Origin of the sequence: Xanthomonas cissicola, from assembly GCF_008801575.1 — a bacterium.
Classification (GTDB): domain Bacteria; phylum Pseudomonadota; class Gammaproteobacteria; order Xanthomonadales; family Xanthomonadaceae; genus Xanthomonas; species Xanthomonas cissicola.
On record NZ_VZPL01000031.1, the window covers coordinates 30,191 to 52,650 of the forward strand.

The 22,460-nt window shown below is 63.0% G+C and carries 22 protein-coding genes; 11 read left to right on the forward strand and 11 right to left on the reverse strand.

Annotation, left to right across the window (positions count from 1 at the left end; genetic code table 11):
* Positions 1–37: 37 nt before the first annotated feature.
* Positions 38–499 carry an H-NS histone family protein gene (locus tag F7R02_RS14155; RefSeq protein WP_005920774.1) on the forward strand — a complete coding sequence of 154 codons (462 nt, stop codon included), beginning with the start codon at positions 38–40 and terminating at the stop codon, positions 497–499.
* A gap of 56 nt (positions 500–555) precedes the next feature.
* Here F7R02_RS14155 and F7R02_RS14160 read toward each other — a convergent pair whose 3' ends face one another.
* Positions 556–1,815 carry a threonine/serine exporter family protein gene (locus F7R02_RS14160; protein ID WP_005920776.1) on the reverse strand — a complete coding sequence of 420 codons (1,260 nt, stop codon included), beginning with the start codon at positions 1,813–1,815 and terminating at the stop codon, positions 556–558.
* A 181-nt stretch (positions 1,816–1,996) separates the two neighbouring features.
* Here F7R02_RS14160 and F7R02_RS14165 point away from each other — a divergent pair, with 181 nt between their 5' ends.
* The 4 genes from F7R02_RS14165 to F7R02_RS14180 all read left to right on the forward strand — a co-directional run bounded on the left by F7R02_RS14165 (position 1,997) and on the right by F7R02_RS14180 (position 5,607).
* On the forward strand, positions 1,997–3,109 hold the full coding sequence (locus F7R02_RS14165; RefSeq protein ID WP_003484189.1) for an MlaE family ABC transporter permease: 1,113 nt from the start codon (positions 1,997–1,999) through the stop codon (positions 3,107–3,109).
* A gap of 85 nt (positions 3,110–3,194) precedes the next feature.
* A complete protein-coding gene (locus tag F7R02_RS14170; protein WP_005913466.1) occupies positions 3,195–4,037 on the forward strand; it encodes an ABC transporter ATP-binding protein in 843 nt (280 codons plus the stop codon).
* Between the two features lie 2 nt (positions 4,038–4,039).
* The gene (locus F7R02_RS14175) at positions 4,040–4,966 is read left to right on the forward strand and encodes an MlaD family protein (protein ID WP_003484185.1); all 927 of its coding nucleotides are present in this window, start codon (positions 4,040–4,042) and stop codon (positions 4,964–4,966) included.
* Positions 4,963–5,607, forward strand: a complete 645-nt coding sequence (locus F7R02_RS14180; protein WP_016850203.1) for an ABC-type transport auxiliary lipoprotein family protein — start codon at positions 4,963–4,965, stop codon at positions 5,605–5,607. Before F7R02_RS14175 ends, F7R02_RS14180 begins: the two co-directional genes overlap by 4 nt.
* A gap of 206 nt (positions 5,608–5,813) precedes the next feature.
* Here F7R02_RS14180 and F7R02_RS14185 read toward each other — a convergent pair whose 3' ends face one another.
* Positions 5,814–6,416: an alpha-ketoglutarate-dependent dioxygenase AlkB family protein gene (locus F7R02_RS14185; protein WP_078591226.1), complete on the reverse strand. Its 603-nt coding sequence runs from the start codon at positions 6,414–6,416 to the stop codon at positions 5,814–5,816.
* 115 nt (positions 6,417–6,531) lie between these two features.
* On the opposite strand from F7R02_RS14185, the gene F7R02_RS14190 reads away from it, so the two are divergent.
* Positions 6,532–8,181 (forward strand): electron transfer flavoprotein-ubiquinone oxidoreductase, encoded by a 1,650-nt coding sequence (locus F7R02_RS14190; RefSeq protein WP_078591225.1) that lies wholly within the window; start codon positions 6,532–6,534, stop codon positions 8,179–8,181.
* 30 nt (positions 8,182–8,211) lie between these two features.
* On the opposite strand, the gene F7R02_RS14195 is transcribed toward F7R02_RS14190, so the two are convergent.
* Both F7R02_RS14195 and F7R02_RS14200 read right to left on the reverse strand, forming a co-directional pair.
* Positions 8,212–8,844, reverse strand: a complete 633-nt coding sequence (locus tag F7R02_RS14195) for a CoA transferase subunit B (RefSeq protein ID WP_033485865.1) — start codon at positions 8,842–8,844, stop codon at positions 8,212–8,214.
* Entirely contained in the window at positions 8,844–9,575 is a 732-nt protein-coding gene (locus F7R02_RS14200; protein ID WP_003484175.1) for a CoA transferase subunit A, read from the reverse strand. The genes F7R02_RS14195 and F7R02_RS14200 overlap by 1 nt, the downstream gene beginning before the upstream one ends.
* A 136-nt stretch (positions 9,576–9,711) precedes the next feature.
* Here F7R02_RS14200 and F7R02_RS14205 point away from each other — a divergent pair, with 136 nt between their 5' ends.
* Together F7R02_RS14205 and F7R02_RS14210 are read left to right on the forward strand one after the other, a co-directional pair.
* On the forward strand, positions 9,712–11,058 hold the full coding sequence (locus tag F7R02_RS14205) for a phosphohexomutase domain-containing protein (protein WP_078591224.1): 1,347 nt from the start codon (positions 9,712–9,714) through the stop codon (positions 11,056–11,058).
* Between the two features lie 46 nt (positions 11,059–11,104).
* The gene (locus F7R02_RS14210) at positions 11,105–12,508 is read left to right on the forward strand and encodes a mannose-1-phosphate guanylyltransferase/mannose-6-phosphate isomerase (RefSeq protein ID WP_003484165.1); all 1,404 of its coding nucleotides are present in this window, start codon (positions 11,105–11,107) and stop codon (positions 12,506–12,508) included.
* A gap of 282 nt (positions 12,509–12,790) precedes the next feature.
* Here the strand turns inward: F7R02_RS14210 and F7R02_RS14215 are convergent, their stop codons facing one another.
* From F7R02_RS14215 to rfbB, 5 genes are all read right to left on the reverse strand, one after another.
* The gene (locus tag F7R02_RS14215; RefSeq protein WP_078591223.1) at positions 12,791–13,957 is read right to left on the reverse strand and encodes a nucleotide sugar dehydrogenase; all 1,167 of its coding nucleotides are present in this window, start codon (positions 13,955–13,957) and stop codon (positions 12,791–12,793) included.
* A gap of 340 nt (positions 13,958–14,297) precedes the next feature.
* Positions 14,298–15,197: a dTDP-4-dehydrorhamnose reductase gene (gene rfbD, locus F7R02_RS14220; protein ID WP_078591222.1), complete on the reverse strand. Its 900-nt coding sequence runs from the start codon at positions 15,195–15,197 to the stop codon at positions 14,298–14,300.
* Entirely contained in the window at positions 15,194–15,751 is a 558-nt protein-coding gene (gene rfbC, locus F7R02_RS14225) for a dTDP-4-dehydrorhamnose 3,5-epimerase (RefSeq protein WP_033482374.1), read from the reverse strand. The genes rfbD and rfbC overlap by 4 nt, the downstream gene beginning before the upstream one ends.
* Complete coding sequence (gene rfbA / locus F7R02_RS14230) at positions 15,748–16,635, reverse strand: glucose-1-phosphate thymidylyltransferase RfbA (protein WP_003484154.1); 888 nt, start codon at positions 16,633–16,635, stop codon at positions 15,748–15,750. The genes rfbC and rfbA overlap by 4 nt, the downstream gene beginning before the upstream one ends.
* A 52-nt stretch (positions 16,636–16,687) precedes the next feature.
* Positions 16,688–17,743, reverse strand: coding sequence for a dTDP-glucose 4,6-dehydratase (rfbB, locus tag F7R02_RS14235; protein ID WP_078591221.1), 1,056 nt, complete (start codon positions 17,741–17,743; stop codon positions 16,688–16,690).
* 236 nt (positions 17,744–17,979) lie between these two features.
* Here rfbB and F7R02_RS14240 point away from each other — a divergent pair, with 236 nt between their 5' ends.
* Positions 17,980–18,726: an electron transfer flavoprotein subunit beta/FixA family protein gene (locus F7R02_RS14240; protein ID WP_003484150.1), complete on the forward strand. Its 747-nt coding sequence runs from the start codon at positions 17,980–17,982 to the stop codon at positions 18,724–18,726.
* Positions 18,726–19,667 (forward strand): electron transfer flavoprotein subunit alpha/FixB family protein, encoded by a 942-nt coding sequence (locus tag F7R02_RS14245; RefSeq protein WP_078591220.1) that lies wholly within the window; start codon positions 18,726–18,728, stop codon positions 19,665–19,667. Before F7R02_RS14240 ends, F7R02_RS14245 begins: the two co-directional genes overlap by 1 nt.
* Before the next feature lie 36 nt (positions 19,668–19,703).
* Here the strand turns inward: F7R02_RS14245 and F7R02_RS14250 are convergent, their stop codons facing one another.
* Together F7R02_RS14250 and F7R02_RS14255 are read right to left on the reverse strand one after the other, a co-directional pair.
* Complete coding sequence (locus tag F7R02_RS14250) at positions 19,704–20,651, reverse strand: hypothetical protein (RefSeq protein WP_078591219.1); 948 nt, start codon at positions 20,649–20,651, stop codon at positions 19,704–19,706.
* Positions 20,641–21,318, reverse strand: coding sequence for a class I SAM-dependent methyltransferase (locus tag F7R02_RS14255; RefSeq protein ID WP_208789123.1), 678 nt, complete (start codon positions 21,316–21,318; stop codon positions 20,641–20,643). Before F7R02_RS14255 ends, F7R02_RS14250 begins: the two co-directional genes overlap by 11 nt.
* Before the next feature lie 40 nt (positions 21,319–21,358).
* Here F7R02_RS14255 and F7R02_RS14260 point away from each other — a divergent pair, with 40 nt between their 5' ends.
* Positions 21,359–22,336: a glycosyltransferase family 2 protein gene (locus tag F7R02_RS14260; protein WP_078591218.1), complete on the forward strand. Its 978-nt coding sequence runs from the start codon at positions 21,359–21,361 to the stop codon at positions 22,334–22,336.
* Positions 22,337–22,460 lie beyond the last annotated feature (124 nt).

Genomic DNA, 22,460 nt, shown 5'->3' on the forward strand with positions numbered 1-22,460 from the left:
GACCGGCATTCTTTTTCTCTCATCTTCCGGAGCAGTGATGTCGATCGATCTTAGTGGCCTGTCGGCCAAGCAGTTGAGCGCCCTGATCAAAAATGCAAAGAAGCAGCAGACCGTGGTTGCCAAGCGCGCGCCGATCGCCAAGGTCCGCACGCAGCTGGTCCGCGCTGCAAAAGCCCAGGGTTATTCCATCGAAGAATTGTTTGGTGCTTCTGCCAGTGCCGGCCCGGGCCGTCCGGCGGGTGCCGGCAAGCCGGGTCCGCGTGCCGGCCGCAAGCTGGGCAAGGTGCCGCCGAAGTATCGCAACCCCGGCAACGCCCAGGAAACCTGGACCGGCCGTGGCAAGCAGCCGCGCTGGCTGGCCGAGTTGACCGCCGCCGGCAAGAAGGTAGAAGACTTCCTGATCAGCAAGGTCAGCGGCGCGAAAAAAGCAACCGCAAAGAAGGCCTCGCCGCGCAAAGCCGTGACCAAGCGCGCCGCCAAGAAGTCCAAGGCCGCTTGATTCAAACCAATAAGAGCGCCGGCCATGCCGGCGTTTTTATTGCAGGGTGTTTCCCCTTATAAATTCTTGCGGGCAGGAATGAGCAGATTGCCAAACAGCAATCCGGCCATCAATGCCATTACGATATTGGTCACTGCCAAGAGTGCGGCTTGTCCGACGCTGACATCCTGTTGCTGCACCAGGGTCAAAAAGCCACGCAAACTGACGCTCCCGGGAACCAGCATGATGATGCCAGGCAATCGGATCAACGCACCGGGCTTGTGCACCACGCGCCCGAATAAATTTCCCGCAGCGGTCAATGCCATTGCCGAGGCGAATACACCGGCCGGGCCGCCCCAGGCATGTCCTGCATAACGCGCAATGACATAACCTGACATAGCCGCCGCCATGATCCATAAATAGTCACGTCGATTGGCTTTGAACAGCACCGCAAACGCATAAGCGGCCACCACCAACGAGGCCCATTCCACCCAACCGGCCTGCGGCCGCAACGCGGCCACCTGGGGATGCAGGCCAACCAGCTGGGTCAGCGTCACCGCAATGACCGCACCCACGGTCAGCTTGAGCACCGTGGTGACCGCACCGGCCAGACGCGCCGTGCCGGAGACCCAGTGCTGGCTGGCCAGCTCGTTGAACGCATTGGTCAATGACATGCCTGGCAACAGCACCACCAGCGAGGCGATGATCACCGTATTGAGGTTCAACGGCCCCAGCAGGGAGGCCACCAGCGCCGCCACCACCCCGGCCAGCAGGCCGGCCAGCGCCTCGCCGGCTTCTTTGCTGGCAGCGCGCTTGTCGGTGTACTGGGTGAGCAGGCCGATCGACATGCCGATCGCCCCGGCCGTGGCGATATCCAGCCACGGCAGCTTCCACAGCCCGGCCACGCCGGCGGCGGCCAGCCCGAACGCCAGCACCTGCAGGGTCTTGCCGCGCCGGTCCACCTCGCGGTCCAGCCGGCGCAAGGCGGTGTGTCCCTGCGCGATGCTCATGCGGCCGTTGGCCACGCTGTCGGCCACATAGTCGGCCACGCTCAGCTTGTACAGATCGTTCTCGCCCGGGGCCAGGCGGATCACCCGGGTGATGTCGCTGGAGCCGATCGCCTTGGTCGGGTCGCTGAAGCTCAGGATGATGCCAGTGGGGTTGGACCAGGGCTCGCAGTCCAGGCCCAGCTTCTGCGACAACCCCACCACCGCTGCTTCCAGCCGTTGCGCGGTGGTGCCATAGGAATGCAGGCGCCCGGCGATTTCGGACACGAAGGCGACGCGCTGGGCGTAGGTGGCGCTGGCGGACGGGAGGACAACGGTGGCAGCGGACATGCGTGGCGGGTCGGATCGGAGAAACGCCGTGTCCGGCGAGGCCGCCAGTGTATGCCGCAGCACGTGCGGCCGGCGCCCTCATCGACGGCCCTCATCGACGGCCCTCGGCACGCCGCTGCGGTTGCGTCCCCATCCGTCGCTCACATTGGCCCTGTATGCTGGCGCCACGGACAGGCCACCCATGATCAAACCGCAACCTCCACGCATCGAACAAGACTCGCAGGATCAGGCACAGGTCCGCCTCGCTGGCAGTTGGGTCCTGGCGACCGCCCTGCCCCAGGCAGAACTGCTGCAGGCCGTGCCCGACGGGGTGCGCCGCATCGACGCGCGCGGCATCCAGCAGTTGGATTCGGCCGGCGTACTGCAGCTGCTGCGCTTTGCCGGTCGCATGGGCCTGAAGGAAGACGCGATCGATTTTCGCGATGAACACCAGGCACTGGTGTGCACCATCGAGGAACTCAACGACGAGCGCCCCAAGCCCAAACGCGATTACGGCTTCGTCGCCGCGCTCGACCGCCTGGGCCGGGCCACCCACCGCGTCGGCCAGGACATCCTGGAGTTGAACAGTTTTCTGGGCGAAAACCTGGTCAAGATCATGCGGCTGATCCACGAGCCGCGGCGCTTCCGGCTGACCTCCACCGTGCATCACATGGAGCAGGTGGGCCTGGACGCGGTGCCGCTGGTGGTGCTGCTGTCGTATCTGGTGGGCGCGGTGATCGCCTTCCTGGGCTCGACCATCCTGCGCGACTTCGGTGCGGAAATTTATGTGGTGGAGTTGGTGTCCATCGCCTTCCTGCGCGAATTCGCGGTGCTGCTGACGGCAATTGTTCTGGCAGGCCGCACCGCCAGCGCCTTCACCGCGCAGATCGGTGCGATGAAATCGCGCGAGGAAGTGGACGCGATCCGTACGCTGGGCCTGGACCCGATCGACCTGCTGGTGATCCCGCGCCTGCTCGCGCTGATCTTCACCCTGCCGCTGCTGACCTTCATCGCAATGATCGCCGGCCTGGCCGGTGGCGTCACCGTGGGCGCGTTCGACCTGGATATTCCGCCGCAGATGTACCTGGCGCGCATGCACGACACCATCCAGTTGCGGCATTTCCTGGTCGGGCTCTCGAAGGCGCCGCTGTTTGCGCTGGTGATCGGCCTGATCGGCTGCCTGGAAGGGCTGAAGGTCAGCGGAACCGCGCAATCGGTGGGCGAACGCACCACCTCCTCGGTGGTGCAGACGATTTCCTTGGTCATCATTCTCGACGCGATTGCGGCGTTGTGGTTCATGAAGATGGGGTGGTGATGGAGCCGGGATTCGACATTCGGGATTCGGGATTTGCACAAAGCCGCAGCGCGGCGCTTGCACTGGTATCGGAGAGGACGGTGCCGTGATCAATCCCGAATCCCCACGCCCCGATCCCGGCCCACAGGCCGATGTCGACAACGAACAGCTGGCGATTTCCGTGCGCGGGCTCACCAACCGTTTCGGTAGCCAGACCGTGCACGAAGACCTGGATCTAGATGTACGGCGCGGCGAAATCCTCGGCGTGGTCGGCGGTTCGGGCACCGGCAAGTCGGTGCTGATGCGCAGCATCCTGGGCCTGCGCGAACCCGACGCCGGCAGCATCCAGGTGCTGGGCGCGGACGCGCGCTCGGGCCGGTTCGCCGACCGCCAGCACATCACCCGCAACACCGGCGTGTTGTTTCAGGACGGGGCGCTGTTTTCGTCGATGACCGTGGGCGAAAACGTCCAGGTGCCGCTGAAGGAACACCACGGCGAGTTTCCCGAGCGCTGGTATTTCGAACTGGCGCTGCTGAAGATCAAGCTCGCCGGCCTGCCCGCCGATGCGCTGGACAAGCTGCCTTCGCAATTGTCCGGCGGCATGCGCAAGCGCGCCGGCCTGGCCCGCGCGCTTGCGCTGGATCCACCGCTGCTGTTCCTGGACGAACCCACCGCCGGACTGGACCCGATCGGTGCGGCCGCCTTCGACCGTTTGATCCGCACCTTGCAGCAGGCCCTGGGCCTGACCGTGTTCCTGATCACCCACGACCTGGATACGCTGTACGCCATCTGCGACCGCATCGCGGTGTTGGCCGATCGCAAGGTGATCGCCAATGCGCCGCTGGCCGAGGTCGAGCAGATCGATCACCCCTGGATCCAGGACTATTTTCACGGTCCGCGCGCCCGCGCTGCGCGCGCGGCCAAGACCGATTCCACCGAGACCGCCTGAGCATGGAAACCAAAGCCAATTACGTCCTGATCGGCGCCTTCACCATCGTGGCCGGCCTGGCCCTGCTGCTGTTCGGGCTCTGGGCCGCCAAATATTCCTCCGACCGCACCTGGCAGCAGTACCGGGTGGTGTTCCGCGAGGCGGTGACCGGCCTGTCGGTCGGCAGCCCGGTGCAGTACAACGGCATCGCGGTCGGCTCGATCACCGAGTTGACCCTGGCGCCGAACGACCCGCGGCAGGTGGTCGCGCATGTGCGCGTCAATTCGACCACGCCGATCAAGAGCGACACCCGCGCCAAGCTGGCGATCACCAGCCTGACCGGGCCGTCGATCATCCAGCTCTCCGGCGGCACCCCCGAAGCGCCGGCGCTGACCACCATCGACAAGAGCGATGCGCCGATCATCCAGACCACGCCATCGGCGCTGCAGAACATCACCGACACCGCCAACCGCATCGTCGAGCGCATGGACCAGATGCTCTCGGACAAGAACGTGGCCAGCATTTCGGCCACCTTGCAGAACCTGGAAAAGATCAGCGGCGGCATTGCCGATCGCGACGAAGGCATGCAGGCGCTGATCGTCAGCGCGCGCGACGCCGCGCGCAATCTGGACACCACGCTGACCACCACCAACGGCACCATCAAGCGGCTGGATCAGAACCTGGTGCAGCAGCTGCCGGGCATCCTGGAAAAGCTCGATGCCACCCTGGTCAAGCTGGATTCGGCGGCCGGCAACGCCGACAACATCCTTGGCGAAAACCGCGCGGCCATCAATAGTTTTGCCAATGATGGGCTGGGCCAGCTCGGCCCCACACTGACCGAATTGCGTGGCCTGATCCGCGACCTGCGCCGGGTCAGCGACAAACTGGACAACAACCCTGCGCGCTACCTACTCGGCCGCGACGCACCCAAGGAGTTCGAACCGAAATGACTGCCATGCGCGTGTTGCGTCCCTTGCTGTGCGTCTCGTTGCTGGCGCTGGGCGGCTGCTCGGTCCTGACCGGCGGCGACCAGAAACCGGCCACCATCTATGCGCCCACCGTGCGGGTGACCCCGAACCCGGCGTGGCCACAGGTGAACTGGCAGCTGGTGGTGGCCAAGCCCAGCGCCGCACGCGTCATCGACAGCCCGCGCATCAATGTGCGCCCGACCCCTGGCGAACTGCAGGTCTACCACGGCGCTGGCTGGGCACAGCCCGCCACCGACATGCTGGAAGACAGCGTGGTGCGCGCGTTCGAAGACTCCGGCAAGATTGCCGCGGTGGCCCATATCGGCACCGGCATCCGCTCCGACTACAAGCTGGCGATCGACCTGCGCCGCTTCGAATCCGATTACGCCGGCCAGTCGCTGCCCTCGGCCACGATCGAACTCAACGCCAAACTGCTGCATTCGGCCGATCAACGCGTGGTCGCCTCGCGCACCTTCCTGGTCGCACGCCCGTCCAGCGGCACCGATACCGCCGCAGTGGCAATGGCGTTCGAGCAGGCGCTGACCCAGCTCACCACCGAGCTGGTCGGCTGGACGCTGACCACCGGGCAGCAGGACAGCAGCGCGTTGCCGCGTACACCCTGAGAGCGGCTAAAAAACGCGCCCGCCTAGCGGCTGCGCAGGAGTTTTGTTAGCTGCTCTGAGCCGACGCGTCGCCTGTAGCCGGAACTCATCCCACCCGGCACTGGCGCCCAGATACGTAGCCCTGCCTTCTCCCGCACGCGGGAGAAGGTGACGCGCAGCGCCGGATGAGTCGCATACACCATCCCTCGGCAAGCGTTCCGCAGGCGCTAGCCTGAACCTGCTTCAGCCGGCGCAATCTGCCGAAAGGTCAGATTGATCCGTTCCCCCACCGGCCGCGCCGTGCGCGGCAACGCGTGTTTGTAGTGGCGCTGGGTATCACCGCCCATCAACAACAGGTCGCCGTGGCCTAGCTCCAGCGTTTGCTTCACCGCCGCATCGTCGCGGTGCTTGAACGCAAAGCGCCGCGTGGCACCCAGGCTCACAGAGGCAATCAACGGCTGCGCGCCCAGCTCAGGCTCGTCGTCGCTGTGCCAGCCCATCGCATCACTGCCACTTCGGTAGCGATTGACCAGCACGCTGTTGAACCGGTGACCGGTCTCGTCCTCCAGCCGTATGCGCACTGGCTGCAGCACGTCCAGCCACGGCTGTGGCGAGAACCGCGTGCCCGAGTAGCGATAGCGCGCTTCCGGATTGCCGATCCAGCTGCTCAGGCGTGGCGAATCCACCATGCGCCCGAACATCCGGATGCGGTGCACCTCCCACTGCGCCTGCGCCAGCAGCGCCTGCATCAGCGCATCGGCCTGCGCAGGCTGCAGCCAACCCCGCCACCAGTTGATCTCCGCTCCCGGCAATGCCACCCGAATCCTCATGCCGGACACGCTAGCACGCAGGCCTGCGCACTGCGGATGAATCGGCACGATTTGCCGCCGTCACATGCAATCCCGGAAAATGCGCGACAGCCATCGAGCCAACGGGAGCGGAGCAATGTCGGAAGCGGGAGTGGGCGCACACGCGTCAGAGGCGGTCGAGCGTGACGTCATGGAATACGACGTCGTCACCGTCGGTGCGGGTCCGGCCGGGCTGTCGTTCGCGATCCGGCTCAAGCAGCTCGATCCGAACATCAGCGTCTGCGTGATCGAAAAATCCAGCACCATCGGCGCGCATATCCTGTCCGGTGCGGTGATCGAGCCCGGCCCGCTGGATGCACTGCTGCCAGGCTGGCGCGACAATCCGCCGCCGATCTGCGTGGCGGCCACCGACGACGAATTCTGGTTTTTCGGCAAGGACAGCGCGCGCAAGTTCCCGGTGGTGCCACCGGGCATGCGCAACCATGGCAACTTCATCGTCAGCCTGGGCGCGATGTGCGCCTGGCTTGCGCCGCAGGCCGAAGCGCTGGGCGTGGAGATCTACCCCGGGTTCGCCGCCGCCGAGACGCTGCACGACGACAGCGGCCAGGTGGTGGGCGTGCGCATCGGCGACATGGGCATTGCAAAAGACGGCTCGCACAAGTCCGGCTACACCGCCGGCATCGACATCCGCGCCAAGGTGACCGTGCTTGCCGAAGGCGCGCGTGGTCACCTGACCAAGCGATTGTTGAAGCGCTTCGACCTCACCGCCGACAGCGACCCGCAAGGCTATTCGATCGGCATCAAGGAGCTGTGGCAGGTCCCGGAAGGCCGCGTCACGCCCGGCAAGATCGTGCACACCATTGGCTGGCCAGCCGACAATCGTACCTACGGCGGCAGCTTTGTGTATCACCTGGACAACAACCAGATTGCGCTCGGCTATGTGAGCGGGCTGGACTACAGCGACCCGACCTACCAGCCGTGGGAAGCCTTCCAGCAATGGAAGAACCACCCCATGATCAAGCCGCTGCTGGAAGGTGGCAGCATCTTGTCTGCCGGTGCCCGCGCACTGGTCAGTGGCGGTTGGCAATCGCTGCCGAAAGTGGACATGCCCGGCGCCTTGCTCATTGGCGACACCGCCGGCCTGCTCAACGTGCCCAAGATCAAGGGTACCCACCAGGCGATCCGCAGCGGCATGCTGGCCGCCGAACACCTGGTGCAATCGCAGATGGCGCCGCAGGGTTTCGATGCCACATTGCGCGCCTCCGACGTCATGGCCGAGCTGAAGCAAGTCCGCAACATCAAACCCGGTTTCAAGAAAGGCCTGTGGTTCGGCCTGCTCAACGCGGCCTGGGAAACCGCGCTCAAGGGCGCTTCGCCTTGGACGCTGAAGAACAAACCCGACTGGTCGGCGCTGCACAAGATCGGCGAGTACGAGCGACCCAAGCGCGACTACGTCACCCGCGATCTGGCCCCCCGCGACCGCTTGCAAGCCGTTTATTTCGCCGCCACCGAGCACGATGAAGACCAGCCGGTGCATCTGAAGGTGCTGGACACCGATGTGTGCGCCACCCGCTGCGTGACGGAATACGACAATCCCTGCACGCGCTTTTGCCCGGCCAACGTCTACGAAATGGTCGCAGACACCGCCAGCCCCTCCGGCAAGCGCCTGCAGATCAACGCGGCCAACTGCGTGCACTGCAAGACCTGCGACATCAAGGATCCGTACGAAATCATCACCTGGGTCACACCGGAGGGTGGTTCGGGCCCGAACTACCAGAATCTCTAAAAGCCAGGGGCATGACAGGCCCCTGGCTATTTAAGCAGCGATGAATGCAACGCCGGTCTTGTTGCGCAGTTCCTCCAGCTCCACTCCATCGGCATGTTCCAACAGCACCAAGCCATCCGTTGTGACATCGAACACCGCCAGATCGGTAATGATGCGGTCCACCACGCCGACGCCGGTCAGCGGCAGGTCGCATTCGCGCAAGATCTTGTGGCTTCCATCCTTGGCGACATGCTCCATCAACACCACCACGCGCTTGACGCCGGCCACCAGATCCATTGCGCCGCCCATGCCCTTGACCATCTTGCCGGGCACCATCCAGTTGGCCAGGTCGCCACGGTCGGTGACCTGCATCGCGCCGAGAATCGCCAGGTCGATGTGGCCGCCACGGATCATCGCGAACGAATCGTGGCTCCCGAAATAGCTGGCACCGGCGCGGGCGGTCACGGTCTGCTTGCCTGCATTGATCAGGTCCGCGTCCACTTCGTCTTCGGTCGGAAACGGGCCGATGCCAAGCAGGCCATTTTCCGACTGCAGCCACACATCGACGCCGTCGGGGATGTGGTTGGCGACCAGCGTCGGCAAGCCGATGCCCAGGTTGACGTAGGCGCCATCGGTCAGTTCGCGTGCCGCGCGTGCGGCCATCTGGTCTCTGGTCCAGGCCATCACTGCTGTCCTTCGCGCACGGTGCGCTGTTCGATGCGTTTTTCCGGCGTGGCGTTGAGCACCAGGCGGTCCACGTAAATGCCGGGCAGATGCACCTGATCCGGATCGATGACGCCCAGCTCCACGATGTCCTCGACCTCGGCGATGCACACGCGTCCGGCCATGGCGCAGGCGGGATTGAAATTGCGCGCGGTCTTGCGGAATACCAGGTTGCCAGCGGTATCGGCGCGCCATGCCTTGACCAGCGCCACGTCGGCCTGCAACGCGGTTTCCAGCACGTAATGCTTGCCGTCGAATTCGCGCGTTTCCTTGCCCTCGGCCACGATCGTGCCGTAGCCGGTGGCGGTGTAAAACGCAGGAATGCCCGCGCCACCGGCGCGCAAACGCTCGGCCAGGGTGCCTTGCGGATTGAACTCCAGCTCGAGTTCGCCCGCCAGGTATTGGCGTTCGAATTCCTTGTTTTCGCCCACGTAGGACGAAATCATCTTGCGGATCTGCCGGGTGGCCAATAATTGACCAAGCCCGAATCCGTCGACGCCAGCGTTGTTGGAGATCACGGTCAACCCGCCGACCCCACTGTCGCGCACGGCTGCAATCAATGCCTCCGGGATTCCACACAACCCAAAGCCGCCCACCGCCAGGGTCTGACCATTGGCCAGTACCCCGCCCAGTGCTGCCTTGGCATCGGCATAGCGTTTGCCGCTTGCCGCACCACGTCCTTCGCTGCGCATCACCGCCCTCACCTCGCTGATGTGAAGCGCCCATTCTATCCGCTGACTGTTCCCTGTCCCCGGTCGCAATTCCGCCACACCCAAGACACAGCGCAGCCGCTAAACTCGGGCGTCCCCCCCACTTCAGGATTTGCCCATGACGCTACCCGCCTTCAAGGCCTACGACATTCGCGGCCGTGTGCCGGATGAACTCAACGAGGACTTGGCCCGCCGCATCGGCGTGGCGCTGGCGGCGCAGCTGGATCAAGGGCCGGTGGTCCTGGGCCATGACGTGCGCCTGGCCAGCCCGGCGCTGCAGGAAGCGCTGTCGGCCGGCCTGCGCGCCAGTGGCCGTGACGTGATCGACATCGGCCTGTGCGGCACCGAGGAAGTCTATTTCCAGACCGATTACCTCAAGGCCGCCGGCGGCGTGATGGTGACCGCCAGTCACAACCCGATGGACTACAACGGGATGAAGCTGGTCCGCGAGCAAGCGCGACCGATCAGCTCGGACACCGGACTGTTCGCCATCCGCGACACGGTCGCGGCCGATACCGCAGCGCCAGGCGAGCCCACCGCCAGTGAGCAGAGCCGCACCGACAAGACGGCCTACCTGGAGCACCTGCTCAGCTACGTGGACCGCAGCACGCTCAAGCCGCTCAAGCTGGTGGTCAATGCCGGCAACGGCGGCGCCGGTCTGATCGTCGAACTGCTGGCGCCGCATCTGCCGTTCGAGTTCGTGCGCGTGTTTCATGAGCCCGATGGCAATTTCCCCAACGGCATCCCCAACCCGTTGCTGCCGGAAAACCGCGACGCCACCGCCAAGGCCGTCAAGGACAATGGCGCCGATTTCGGTATTGCGTGGGATGGCGACTTCGATCGCTGTTTCTTCTTCGATCACACCGGCCGCTTCATCGAAGGCTATTACCTGGTTGGCCTTTTGGCACAAGCCATCCTTGCCAAACAGCCGGGCGGCAAGGTCGTACACGACCCGCGCCTGACCTGGAACACGGTCGAGCAGGTCGAAGAAGCCGGTGGCATTCCCGTGCTGTGCAAGAGCGGCCACGCCTTCATCAAGGAAAAGATGCGCAGCGAAAATGCCGTCTACGGCGGCGAGATGAGCGCACACCATTATTTCCGCGAGTTCGCCTACGCAGACTCCGGCATGATTCCGTGGCTGCTGATCGCCGAGCTGGTGTCGCAGTCGGGCCGTTCGCTGGCCGATCTGGTCGAAGCGCGCATGCAGAAATTCCCCTGCAGCGGCGAGATCAACTTCAAGGTGGCCGATGCCAAGGCCTCCGTTGCCCGCGTGATGGAGCACTACGCCTCGCTGTCGCCGGAGTTGGACTACACCGACGGCATCAGCGCCGATTTTGGCCAATGGCGTTTCAACCTGCGTAGCTCCAACACCGAGCCGCTGCTGCGCCTGAATGTGGAAACGCGCGGCGATGCCGCACTGCTGGAAACGCGTACGCAGGAAATTTCTAACCTGCTGCGCGGCTGATCTACCATTCTCCCCCACCTTTGACGCACTGGAGTTTCCCCCGCCCATGAGCGACGTCCTACCCATTATCTTGTCCGGCGGCTCCGGCACGCGCCTGTGGCCGCTGTCGCGCGAGTCCTATCCCAAGCAATTCCTGCCGCTGGTCGGCGACAAGAGCATGCTGCAGTCCACCTGGCTGCGCGCGGCTCCCGTCGCGGGCCACGCCCCCATCGTGGTCGCCAACGAAGAACACCGCTTCATGGCCGCCGAGCAGCTGCAGCAGTTGGGCGTGAAGCCTTCGGCCATCCTGCTGGAACCCAAGGGACGCAACACGGCGCCGGCGATTGCCGTTGCAGCGCTGGAAGCGACCCGCGATGGCGCCGATCCGCTATTGCTGGTGCTGCCTTCCGATCACGTGATCGGCAACGAAGCTGCATTCCAGGCGGCAGTGAAGGTGGCCGCAGAAGCGGCGGCACAGGGCAAACTGGTGACCTTCGGCATCAAGCCAACCGCGCCTGAAACCGGCTATGGCTATATCAAGGCAGGGGCCGGGACTGGTGCCAGCGCGGTCGAGCGCTTCGTCGAGAAGCCCGATCTCGCGACCGCGCAAAGCTACCTGGCAAGCGGCGAGTACTACTGGAACAGCGGCATGTTCCTGTTCCGTGCGTCGCGTTACCTGGAAGAATTGCGCAAGTTCCATCCGGCCATCGCCGATGCGTGCCAAAAGGCGTGGGAAAACGGCAAGCGCGACGCCGATTTCACTCGTCTGGACAAGGACGCCTTCGCCGCCAGCCCGTCGGATTCGATCGACTATGCCGTGATGGAAAAGACCGCCGATGCGGTCGTGGTGCCATTGGACGCGGGCTGGAACGACGTCGGTTCGTGGTCTTCGCTGCTGGATGTTTCCAACCAGGATGCGCAAGGCAACGCGCACCATGGCGACGTGATCCAGCTCGATTGCCAGAACACCTACGCGTACGGCTCGCGCCTGATCGCCATGGTGGGGCTTGAGGATGTGGTGGTCGTTGAAACGCCGGACGCCGTGCTGGTCGGCCACCGCGACCGCATTCAGGAGGTCAAGGACGTCGTCAGCCAGATCAAGACCGCTGGCCGTTCCGAGGCCACCTGGCATCGCAAGGTCTATCGTCCATGGGGCGCTTACGATTCCATCGACATGGGCCAGCGGCACCAGGTCAAGCGCATCACCGTCAAACCGGGCGCGGTGCTGAGCCTGCAGATGCATCACCACCGCGCCGAACACTGGATCGTGGTGAGTGGCACTGCCGAAGTAACGCGTGGCGAAGAAGTCCTGCTGCTGACCGAAAACCAGAGCACCTACATCCCGCTGGGCGTCACCCATCGCCTGCGCAATCCGGGCAAGCTGCCGCTGGAACTGATCGAAGTGCAGTCCGGCAGCTATCTGGGCGAAGACGATATCGTGCGCTTCGAAGACACCTACGGCCGCGCTTAATCGCGCGTCTCAACGTAGACTGCAATATCGACGGCGGCCTATGGCCGCCGTCCTGCGTTATCCATGGCCCACTTTATGGCGGCACGCTGCGCGCGCAGATCAGAGGTCGCATGCCCCCGTTGGCGATGTCGCACACAGGTGCGTGCTGGCAACGCAGCTGCATCGCTCGCAGTTCGACACCGCTGGTAGCTGCGTGAGGCAGCAAATAGCGCCGCAGCGCCGTGGACTTCATGGGTGGCCTGGCGGGTGGCACCACCCGCCAGGACTCAGCGCCGGTCTGGCTCAGTTGTCGCCGAACAGGTCGCGCGTATACACCTTGTCCTGCACGTCCTGCAGCGCCTCGGCCATGCGGTTGCTGATGATGACGTCGGCCTCGCGCTTGAAGGTCTCCAGGTCGTTGACCACGCGCGAGCGGAAGAACTCAGGATCGTTCAAGGTCGGCTCGTACACGATGACGTCCACGCCCTTGGCCTTGAGGCGCTTCATCACCCCCTGGATGCTGGACGAACGGAAATTGTCGGACCCGGCCTTCATGATCAGCCGATAGATGCCGACCACCTTAGGATTGCGTCGCAGCACGTCGGCGGCGATGAAGTCCTTGCGGGTCGTGTTGGAATCGACGATCGCCCGGATGATGGTCTGCGGCACGCTCTGGTAGTTGGCCAACAGCTGCTTGGTGTCCTTGGGCAGGCAGTAACCGCCATAGCCGAAGGACGGGTTGTTGTAGTGGCTGCCGATACGCGGATCCAGGCAGATGCCCTCGATGATCTGGCGGCTGTCCAACCCATGGGTGAGTGCGTAGGTGTCCAGTTCGTTGAAGTAGGACACACGCATCGCCAGGTAGGTATTGGCGAACAGCTTGATCGCCTCGGCCTCGGTCGGCTCGGTGAACAACACCGGCACGTCGGGCTTGAGCGCGCCTTGCAGCAACAGCCGCGCGAAGGTCTCCGCGCGCGCCGAACGTTCGCCGACGATGATCCGGGACGGGTACAGGTTGTCGTACAACGCCCGGCCTTCGCGCAGGAATTCCGGCGAGAAGATGATGTTGTCGGTCCCGAACTGCGCGCGCACCTTGGCGACGTAGCCGACCGGAATGGTGGATTTGATCACCATGGTCGCCTGCGGATTGATCTCCAGCACCTTGGCGATCACGACCTCGATCGACCCGGTGTTGAAATAGTTGGTGTCCGGATCGTAGTCAGTGGGTGTGGCGATGATCACGAACTCCGCGCCGGCAAACGCCTCGTTGGCGTCCAGGGTGGCCTTGAAGTTCAGGCCACCCTGGGCCAGCGCGGCCTCGAGTTCCTTGTCGACGATCGGCGAGCGGCCTTCGTTGAGCAACTTGACCTTGGACTCGACGATGTCCAGCGCCACCACTTCATGGTGCTTGGCGAGCAACACGCCATTGGACAGACCGACATAGCCGGTACCCGCGACAGCGATCTTCATTGGAATTCCTTGCGACATTGGATGGGGGAGGATGTAGCGCGCTGCATGCAGGCCATGGCGTGATGACGGTACGGCCGAGCCCGCGATGGGGCTGGCGCGCCCGCTGGGGGACACGCGAAAACCTGCACGGTGCCGACCGATGCGATACAGCGCACACCTGCATGCATCCAGCGGATGCGTCGTGCGTTGCATCCGCTTCAGCGGCACATCCACGTCGGCCGCGACCTGCGCGGAGCAGCTCGCCGGTACGGCGCGGATCAGCCCTGATGGTAGCCGAAGCGAAGTGCAAGCGATGAGTCGGTGCTGAAGCCGCACCGATCGATGGCAGCACCGACAAGGCTCACCGTTGGGCGAGCGTGTCCAGCACCTGGCTCAGTCCATCCTGCCAGTCCGGCAGGCGGACGCCGAAGGTGTCCTGCAGGCTGTGGGTATCCAGTCGCGAATAGGCCGGGCGCGTGGCCGGCGTGGGATAGTCGGCGGTGCCGATCGCCTCCACGCGCGGCGTGCGGGCGAGCAGGCCGCGCGCGCGCGCCTGCGCGAAGATGGCTTCGGCGAAACCGTGCCAGGTGGTCTGCCCGGCGGCAGTCAGATGCCACAAGCCGGAGGGTTCGCCCGGCTGGCGGAGCGCGTGCGCCGTGATGTCGGCGATTAACGCCGCTGGCGTTGGCGTGCCGATCTGGTCGGCGACCACGCGCAGTACATCGCGCTCGGCGCCCACGCGCAGCATCGTGCGCAGGAAATTGTGTCCATGCACCGCGTAGACCCAGGCAGTGCGGAAGATCAGATGACGGCCGCCGGCCGCCTGCACCGCTCGCTCGCCGGCCAGTTTGCTCTGCCCGTACACGCCGAGCGGCGCGGTGGCATCGTCCGGCCGATAGGGGCGCGTGCCCTGCCCATCGAAGACATAGTCGGTCGAGTAATGGACCAGGGGCACATCGGCGCGCGCGCACCATTGCGCTATCACGCCAGGCGCTTCGGCATTGGCGCGGAAGGCCGCATCACGCTCCTGCTCGGCACGATCGACGGCGGTGTAGGCGGCTGCGTTGACCACTAACGCCGGCCGCACCCTATTTAATGCCAGGTCCAGCGACGCAAGCTCGTCCAGATCGATCCGCTCACAGGAGAGTCCATCGGCCAACTGCCCTGAGCGGGACGCAGCCACTACGATACCCAGCGGCGCCAGCACCCGCAGCAACTCGGTACCCACCTGCCCGTTGGCACCAATCACCAGCGTGGTCATCCCTGATAAACCGGCAGGCGCTCTTCGGCGATATCCCCAAGAAACGGCGCAGCCCTATCCTTCGCAGACAGAATTGGCGAACTGATCGGCCAGTCCACACCGATGGTGGCGTCGTCCCAGCGCACGCTTGCGTCGGCGTCATGGACGTAGATGTCGGTGCACAGGTAACTGAAGACCGCACGTTCGGACAGAACTGCAAAGCCATGCGCAAAACCTTCCGGAATCCAGAACTGCCGATTGTTCTCGGCACTCAGGATGGCGGCAGTCCACTGACCAAAGTACGGTGATCCGCGCCGGATATCCACCGCCACATCGTAGACCTCGCCCTCCAGCACGCTGACCAACTTCCCCTGTGGCCGTGGCCATTGGTAGTGCAGACCTCGCAGCACGCCCTTGGTCGAAGTGGAGATATTGCTCTGCAGGAACCGCGCGGAAAATCCGTGCTGGTCGAAGCGTTCGGCATTCCAGGCTTCGAAGAATTGACCCCGCTCGTCTCCGAACACTCTCGGCTCGACCACGAAGCAACCAGGCAGGGATGTATCGATGACTTTCAAGGAACCACTCCACGTTGTGCCAGCGAGTGCAGATATTGACCATAGGCATTCTTACGCAGTGGGGCTGCCAGCAGCTCCAGTTGGGAGGCGTCAATCCAACCCTGCGCAAAAGCGATTTCTTCAGGACAACAGACTTGCAGGCCTTGGCGCAACTGGATCGTCTCGATGAAGTTGGAAGCTTCATGCAAAGACTGGTGGGTGCCCGTATCCAGCCAAGCGTATCCACGTCCAAGTTGCTCCAGATGCAAGTCTCCTACTTCGAGATAACGGCGATTGAGATCGGTAATCTCCAATTCTCCTCGACTCGAGGGCTTCAACTGCGCGGCGTACTCGCACGCCCTACCATCATAGAAATACAGCCCAGTAACGGCGTAGTTCGATTGCGGCCTTGAGGGCTTCTCTTCGATGTCGATGACTCTACCCTGCGAATCGAATTCGGCGACCCCATAGCGTTCCGGGTCATTGACCCAGTAGCCGAAAATGGTTGCGCCATGCTGGCGTGCAGTGGCGCGTCGCAGTACGTCAGTCAGCCCATGCCCGTGGAAGATGTTGTCGCCCAACACAAGACAGCTGGGCCTTCCATCGACGAAGTCGCGTCCGATCAGATAAGCCTGAGCCAACCCATCCGGGCTAGGCTGCACCGCATAACGGATATCCATTCCCCATTGTGTGCCATCTCCGAGCAGTGCCTGGAACAATGACTGCTCATGCGGCGTGTTGATGATTAGCACCTCGCGAATTCCAGCCAGCATCAAAATGCTGAGCGGATAGTAGATCATCGGCTTGTCGTAAACCGGCAACAGCTGCTTGCTGACCCCCTTGGTGATGGGGTACAGCCGCGTCCCGGAGCCGCCAGCCAGGATAATGCCCTTGCGTTCTTTCATACGAATGTTCCTTTGACGTGCGCATCATGTGCGCATTCGAGCGAAGGCTGCGTCAGACGACGGCACCAATACGTTGCAGACGATAGCTGCCGTCCAGCACTCCCTTCACCCAGTCCTGGTTGTCCAGATACCACTGCACCGTCAGTGCAATTCCGTGCTCAAACGTATACGCAGGCTGCCACCCCAATTCGTTGCGGAGTTTGCTGGCGTCAATGGCATAACGGCGATCATGGCCTGGACGGTCGGCAACGTGAGCAATCTGGCTGGCACGCGGTTGACGGTCGGCGCGTGGTCGCAACTGGTCCAGCAAGGTGCAGATGGTATTGACCACCTCTATATTCTGTCGCTCGGCATCGCCCCCAACGTTGTAGGTCTCACCAACTCGCCCCTTTTCCAGCACGGTACGAATGGCATCGCAGTGATCGCTGACGAATAGCCAGTCGCGCACCTGCTTGCCGTCGCCGTAGACCGGAAGCGGCTCGCCAGCCAGCGCCTTGGCGATCACCAGCGGTATGAGCTTTTCGGGGAAATGGTACGGGCCGTAGTTATTCGAGCAATTGGTGGTCAGCACCGGCAGCCCATAGGTGTGGTGGAATGCGCGCACCAGATGATCCGAGGCGGCTTTCGACGCGGAGTACGGCGAGTTCGGCGCATATGGCGTGGTCTCGGTAAACTTGCCGGTCTCGCCCAGGGTGCCGTAGACCTCGTCGGTGGACACGTGCAGGAAGCGGAACGCATCCCGACTCGCATCCGGCAACGCCTTCCAGTAATCACGCACTGCTTCGAGCAGGGCCAAGGTCCCGACGACATTAGTCTGGATGAAGGCGCCAGGCCCATCGATCGAACGATCGACATGGCTCTCGGCGGCGAAATTCAGCACTGCATCGGGCCGGTGTTCCTGCAACAGGCGGGTAACGAGCGCACCGTCACCGATATCGCCCTTGACGAACACATGGCCAGTATTGCCCTCCAACGACGCCAATGTGTTCAGGTTTCCCGCGTAAGTCAGGGCGTCCAGATTGACCACACGGACTCCACGGGACACCGCCTCCAGCACAAAATTGCCTCCGATGAAACCGGCGCCGCCGGTTACAAGCCAAGTCGTCACTGTTTACCTCTTGTGCGCTGGTCGCGCGAACCCTGCCGCGCTTTTTAACCGCACAGGATATACGGTGCCAGCCGCATCCGGCTTAAGCGTGGTTATGTGCTGCGGCAAGATGGGTAGATGCACCGCACCATCCATACGCCATCGCATGGTTCGCTTCACCCGGTTAGAATGACTCCACTCCCGTGCCTGCCGCCGCGGCCGGGCCTTCCCGCAATAGCTGAAGGATCTCGTACACGATGAAAATCCTCGTCGCCTACAAGCGCGTGGTGGACTACAACGTCCGCATTCAGGTCAAGCCGGATGGTTCCGGCGTGGTGACCGAGGGCGTCAAGCTCTCGCCCAACCCGTTCGACGAAATCGCCCTGGAAGAAGCATTGCGCCTGCGCGATGCCGGCATCGCCACGGAAGTCGTGGTCGCCACCCTGGCGCCGGCCGATGCGGCTGCGCACTTGCGCAACGGCCTGGCCATGGGCGCCAATCGCGCAATCCATGTGGTGACCGATGCGGCTGTTCAGCCCCTGACCGCCGCACGCGCGCTGCTCAAATTGGTCGAGAAGGAACAGCCGGATCTGGTCATCCTCGGCAAGCAGGCGATCGACGACGACGCCAATCAGACCGGCCAGATGCTCGCCACACTCTGGGGCCGCCCGCAGGCCACCTTCGCCGGCAAGCTCGTCGTTGCCGATGGCAAGGCCACGGTCACGCGCGAGGTCGACGCCGGCCTGGAGACGCTGGAAGTGGACCTGCCGGCGGTGATCACCACCGATCTGCGCCTGAACGAGCCGCGCTTCATCAAGCTGCCGGACATCATGAAGGCCAAGAGCAAGCCATTGGAAACGCTGGCGTTTGCCGACCTGGGCGTCGACGCGCATGACAGCCTGACCACCACCCACTACGCCGCGCCGTCCAAGCGCAGCCGCGGCGTGATGGTTAAGGACGCCGCCGAGCTGGTGGCCGCACTCAAGCAGAAGGGGTTGCTGTAATGGCCAAAGTTCTCGTTGTTGCCGAACATCTCAACGGTCAGCTCAATGCGGCCACCGCCAAGACGCTGAGCGCTGCGCTGGCGATCTCGGCCGAATCCATCGATGTGGTTGTGCTGGCAGCGGACCCGGCAGCGGTTGCAGCGCAGGCCGCGCAATTGGCCGGCGCTGCCCGAGTGCTGACGGTGGCGAACCCCGCAAACGAACATGCCATCGCGCAGGTGCTGGGACCGCAGATCGCCCAGCTTGCCGGCCAGGGCTATACGCATGTCTTCGGCCCCTCCACCACCTTCGGCAAGGACCTGATGCCGGTCGTGGCTGCGCTGCTGGGCGTCAACCAGATCTCCGATCTGATGTCGGTCGAAGACGCTTACACTTTCAAGCGTCCGGTCTACGCAGGCAACGCCATCATCACCGTCAAGGCGCCGGCCGACCAGATCGTGGTCGCGACGGTGCGCAGCGCCTCGTGGCCGGAAGCGGCGGCCGGCGGAAGCGCCGCTGTCGAGTCCGTGACCGTCGATGCGACGCTGCCGACCCATACCCGCTTCATCGGGCTGGCCGCAGGCACCTCTGATCGCCCCGACTTGCAGAGCGCCAAACGCGTGGTCTCCGGTGGTCGCGGCGTCGGCTCGGCCGAGAACTTCCAGCACATCTACAGCCTGGCCGACAAACTCGGTGCCGCCGTGGGCGCCTCGCGCGCGGCAGTGGATGCCGGTTACGTGCCCAACGAGCTGCAGGTCGGCCAGACCGGCAAGATCATCGCCCCGGAGCTTTACGTGGCCATCGGCATCAGCGGCGCCATCCAGCATCTGACCGGCATCAAGGACGCCGGCACGATTGTGGCGATCAACAAGGACCCGGAGTCGCCGATCTTCGAGATTGCCGATATCGGGCTGGTGGGGGATTTGTTTGCGCTGCTGCCGGAGTTGGAAAACGCGCTCTGATGCATCCTGCAGGCGGTGCATATAGCGCCGCTTGTATCACCGCTTCGCGGTCGTCCGATGGGTAGCCTCTGGCTCGCTACCGGCGCGCAACATCGTTGCGACTGCGAATGCAGCAAAATCTCCACCAAAGGTGATCACGCGCATCACGGCGGCCAGTGCCAGCAGATCTGCTTCCGGCATCCGCCCAGCCAACACAGCGGCAAACACAACCTCCCGCACTCCGATGCCTGCGGGCGCACCCACGACCAGAAAGCCCGCCAGCCAGCTGATTGCAGCAGCTGCCGGAAGGACCAGTATGATGTCGGCCGGAGCGCCCATCACCATTGCCGGGCCGTAAAGCGATGCACCCAACATCGCAAAAAAAAGCAGGTGCAGGGGCAGCATGCTGACGACGATCTGGTCCCACATTCTGCGTAGTGACCCGACACCCTCCAAGGAAAGCGGGAGCCAACGCAGCATCAGCCAGACCGCCAGCAACACACAGGCTTGTGCGACCCACAACCAGCACGCTCCTGGGCTGTAAGACCACCACTGCTGCAGCGCCTCAGCACCAAGCAGCGGGGCCGACCAAGCCATGGCGGCGAATATTAGAATCGCCGCCTCACTCACCGCAGCGGCGAGCAACGCGGCGTGGCCGATCCCATGGCGGCGGCACCATACGTGGCGTCCTACATAGTGACCTACGTTACCTGGCAGATATTTGGCGAACTGACTGATGCAATAGACGCGCAAAAGCGGCCGCACGGGCAGCGCCGACGCGCACGCAGAACGTTGCACCAGCAGCCAGGCCAACGCAAGCAGCGCCACGGCGCCCGCATAGGTCAACGCACCGGAGCCAGCAGTCAGCGCAAGACGCTCTTGATCTTTGCCGAGCATCCGAGCAAGCGCGCCTTGCTCGACAAATCGCTTCACGATCCAGGCGACGCTGGTGATCGAAAGCAGCGCTCCAGCTACGCGCAAAACCAGCCGTCGATCAACGCGCACGACAGAGCGCGATGGTCCAGGGAAGGGGATTGCGCACGTGAACCACCTCGGCATGATCCGACAGCATGGCTAGAAACTCTCGCCTGGACCAGTGCTGGATATGCCCAGGCGTGTTGCCCAGATCCGTCCAATAACTGCCACGCATCACATTCAGCATCCGCCAAATCGGCTCGCGAGGAACGCTGACCAACACGTACCGGCGACTCAATGCGAGCAGCGTCTGCAAAGCCTGCTCCGGGGAATCCAAGTGCTCAAGCACTTCGCAGCAGACCACCAGGTCAACCGGCCGATAGCAACCACCTATATCGCGAACATCGGCACGCTTAACCGGGATATTCAGGCGTGCTGCGTTAATTCGGCGTCGCGCTTCCTGTACCGCGTCTTCGGCGATGTCGCACGCCTGCACTCGCCAACCTGCAGCGTCCATCCGCATGGACAGCTCTCCCTCCCCGCATCCGACCTCCAGTGCTTCGCTCGGCGTACCCGCCAGCGCAACAAGTTCACCAAAGGAAGACAGGAAACCTCGCATCAGTCGACGCGCGATTGGATTGACTGTGTTGTACTTGTCGTAGTAGTTGCCGGCTGGCTGGAGGGACATGATCCGAGGTCCTAAAAGTACCAGGTCGATCGCAAACCCGGCGCAGAAGAAATTGAACTCGCACAGCATTTAAGTATATTACAAGCTGTACTTTTTAGCCGTGGCGCGCATGAAACTCATCATCCAGATCCCTTGTTACAACGAAGCAGCCACGCTTGGTATTACACTGGCAGAATTACCGCGCACCTTACCAGGTTTCGACTTGGTTGAATGGCTGGTGATTGACGATGGCAGCACTGATGACACCGCAAAGGTGGCTCGCGATGCCGGCGCAAACCATATAGTTCGCCACACGCAAAATCTTGGTCTAGCAAAAGGCTTCATGTCAGGAATTGCCGCCGCTCTTCAATTGGAGGCCGACGTAATCGTCAACACTGATGCCGACAATCAATACAATGCTGCAGACATACCGGTTCTCCTCGTTCCCATTCTTAGCGGACAGGCGGACATTGTAGTAGGCAGCCGCCCCATAGCCACCATCGCGCACTTCTCACCACTCAAAAAACTCTTGCAGCGGATTGGCAGCTGGGTAGTCCGGATCGCAAGCAAAACCACTATCCCCGACGCTCCGAGCGGATTTCGAGCATTTAGTCGTAACGCGGCCCGCCAACTCACTGTATTCAACGACTATACATATACACTCGAAACCATCATCCAAGCAGGACAGCGAGGATTAGCCATCACTTCCGTTCCGATTAGGGTTAACGAGGATTTGAGGCCATCACGATTAATGCGGAGCATACCCTCCTATATTAAACGCAGCATCATCACAATTGTCCGTATATTCGCCATCTATAGGCCCTTCCGTTTCTTCGGGACGATCGGAATATTCTTTTTCTTTTGTGGTGTCTTACTTGGCGCCCGTTTTCTGGCATATCTGTTATTAGGACACGGCGATGGTCACATCCAGTCCCTCATTCTCTCGTCTGTTCTAATTCTAATGGGATTCCAGACACTAATAGCCGCCTTTCTCGCAGATCTTCTGTCAGCAAATCGCAAGTTGCTTGAGGACATCCGTAGCCAGGGCAGCGTCCTGACTAGCCATCCAGTGACTCTTGCCACCGTAACGCCCGAACAGGGACGTTAAGGAAGCTCTGAACAACGCACCACAGATACGCGACACTACCCGCCTCATCATGTAGAGGATCATCTATGCAGCTGACGTTCGGTGACGCTGAGGGCCTGGGCAAGCGCAAGCAGACCCGGCGCGA

Excerpts from the sequence above, each read along its gene's own strand:
- F7R02_RS14155 (WP_005920774.1), top strand. The coding sequence starts at position 38 with ATGTCGATCGATCTTAGTGGCCTGTCGGCCAAGCAGTTGAGCGCCCTG.
- F7R02_RS14160 (WP_005920776.1), bottom strand. The coding sequence starts at position 1,815 with ATGTCCGCTGCCACCGTTGTCCTCCCGTCCGCCAGCGCCACCTACGCC.
- F7R02_RS14165 (WP_003484189.1), top strand. The coding sequence starts at position 1,997 with ATGATCAAACCGCAACCTCCACGCATCGAACAAGACTCGCAGGATCAG.
- F7R02_RS14175 (WP_003484185.1), top strand. The coding sequence starts at position 4,040 with ATGGAAACCAAAGCCAATTACGTCCTGATCGGCGCCTTCACCATCGTG.
- F7R02_RS14180 (WP_016850203.1), top strand. The coding sequence starts at position 4,963 with ATGACTGCCATGCGCGTGTTGCGTCCCTTGCTGTGCGTCTCGTTGCTG.
- F7R02_RS14185 (WP_078591226.1), bottom strand. The coding sequence starts at position 6,416 with ATGAGGATTCGGGTGGCATTGCCGGGAGCGGAGATCAACTGGTGGCGG.
- F7R02_RS14190 (WP_078591225.1), top strand. The coding sequence starts at position 6,532 with ATGTCGGAAGCGGGAGTGGGCGCACACGCGTCAGAGGCGGTCGAGCGT.
- F7R02_RS14195 (WP_033485865.1), bottom strand. The coding sequence starts at position 8,844 with ATGGCCTGGACCAGAGACCAGATGGCCGCACGCGCGGCACGCGAACTG.
- F7R02_RS14200 (WP_003484175.1), bottom strand. The coding sequence starts at position 9,575 with ATGCGCAGCGAAGGACGTGGTGCGGCAAGCGGCAAACGCTATGCCGAT.
- F7R02_RS14205 (WP_078591224.1), top strand. The coding sequence starts at position 9,712 with ATGACGCTACCCGCCTTCAAGGCCTACGACATTCGCGGCCGTGTGCCG.
- F7R02_RS14210 (WP_003484165.1), top strand. The coding sequence starts at position 11,105 with ATGAGCGACGTCCTACCCATTATCTTGTCCGGCGGCTCCGGCACGCGC.
- F7R02_RS14215 (WP_078591223.1), bottom strand. The coding sequence starts at position 13,957 with ATGAAGATCGCTGTCGCGGGTACCGGCTATGTCGGTCTGTCCAATGGC.
- rfbD (WP_078591222.1), bottom strand. The coding sequence starts at position 15,197 with ATGACCACGCTGGTGATTGGTGCCAACGGGCAGGTGGGTACCGAGTTG.
- rfbA (WP_003484154.1), bottom strand. The coding sequence starts at position 16,635 with ATGAAAGAACGCAAGGGCATTATCCTGGCTGGCGGCTCCGGGACGCGG.
- F7R02_RS14240 (WP_003484150.1), top strand. The coding sequence starts at position 17,980 with ATGAAAATCCTCGTCGCCTACAAGCGCGTGGTGGACTACAACGTCCGC.
- F7R02_RS14245 (WP_078591220.1), top strand. The coding sequence starts at position 18,726 with ATGGCCAAAGTTCTCGTTGTTGCCGAACATCTCAACGGTCAGCTCAAT.
- F7R02_RS14255 (WP_208789123.1), bottom strand. The coding sequence starts at position 21,318 with ATGCTGTGCGAGTTCAATTTCTTCTGCGCCGGGTTTGCGATCGACCTG.
- F7R02_RS14260 (WP_078591218.1), top strand. The coding sequence starts at position 21,359 with ATGAAACTCATCATCCAGATCCCTTGTTACAACGAAGCAGCCACGCTT.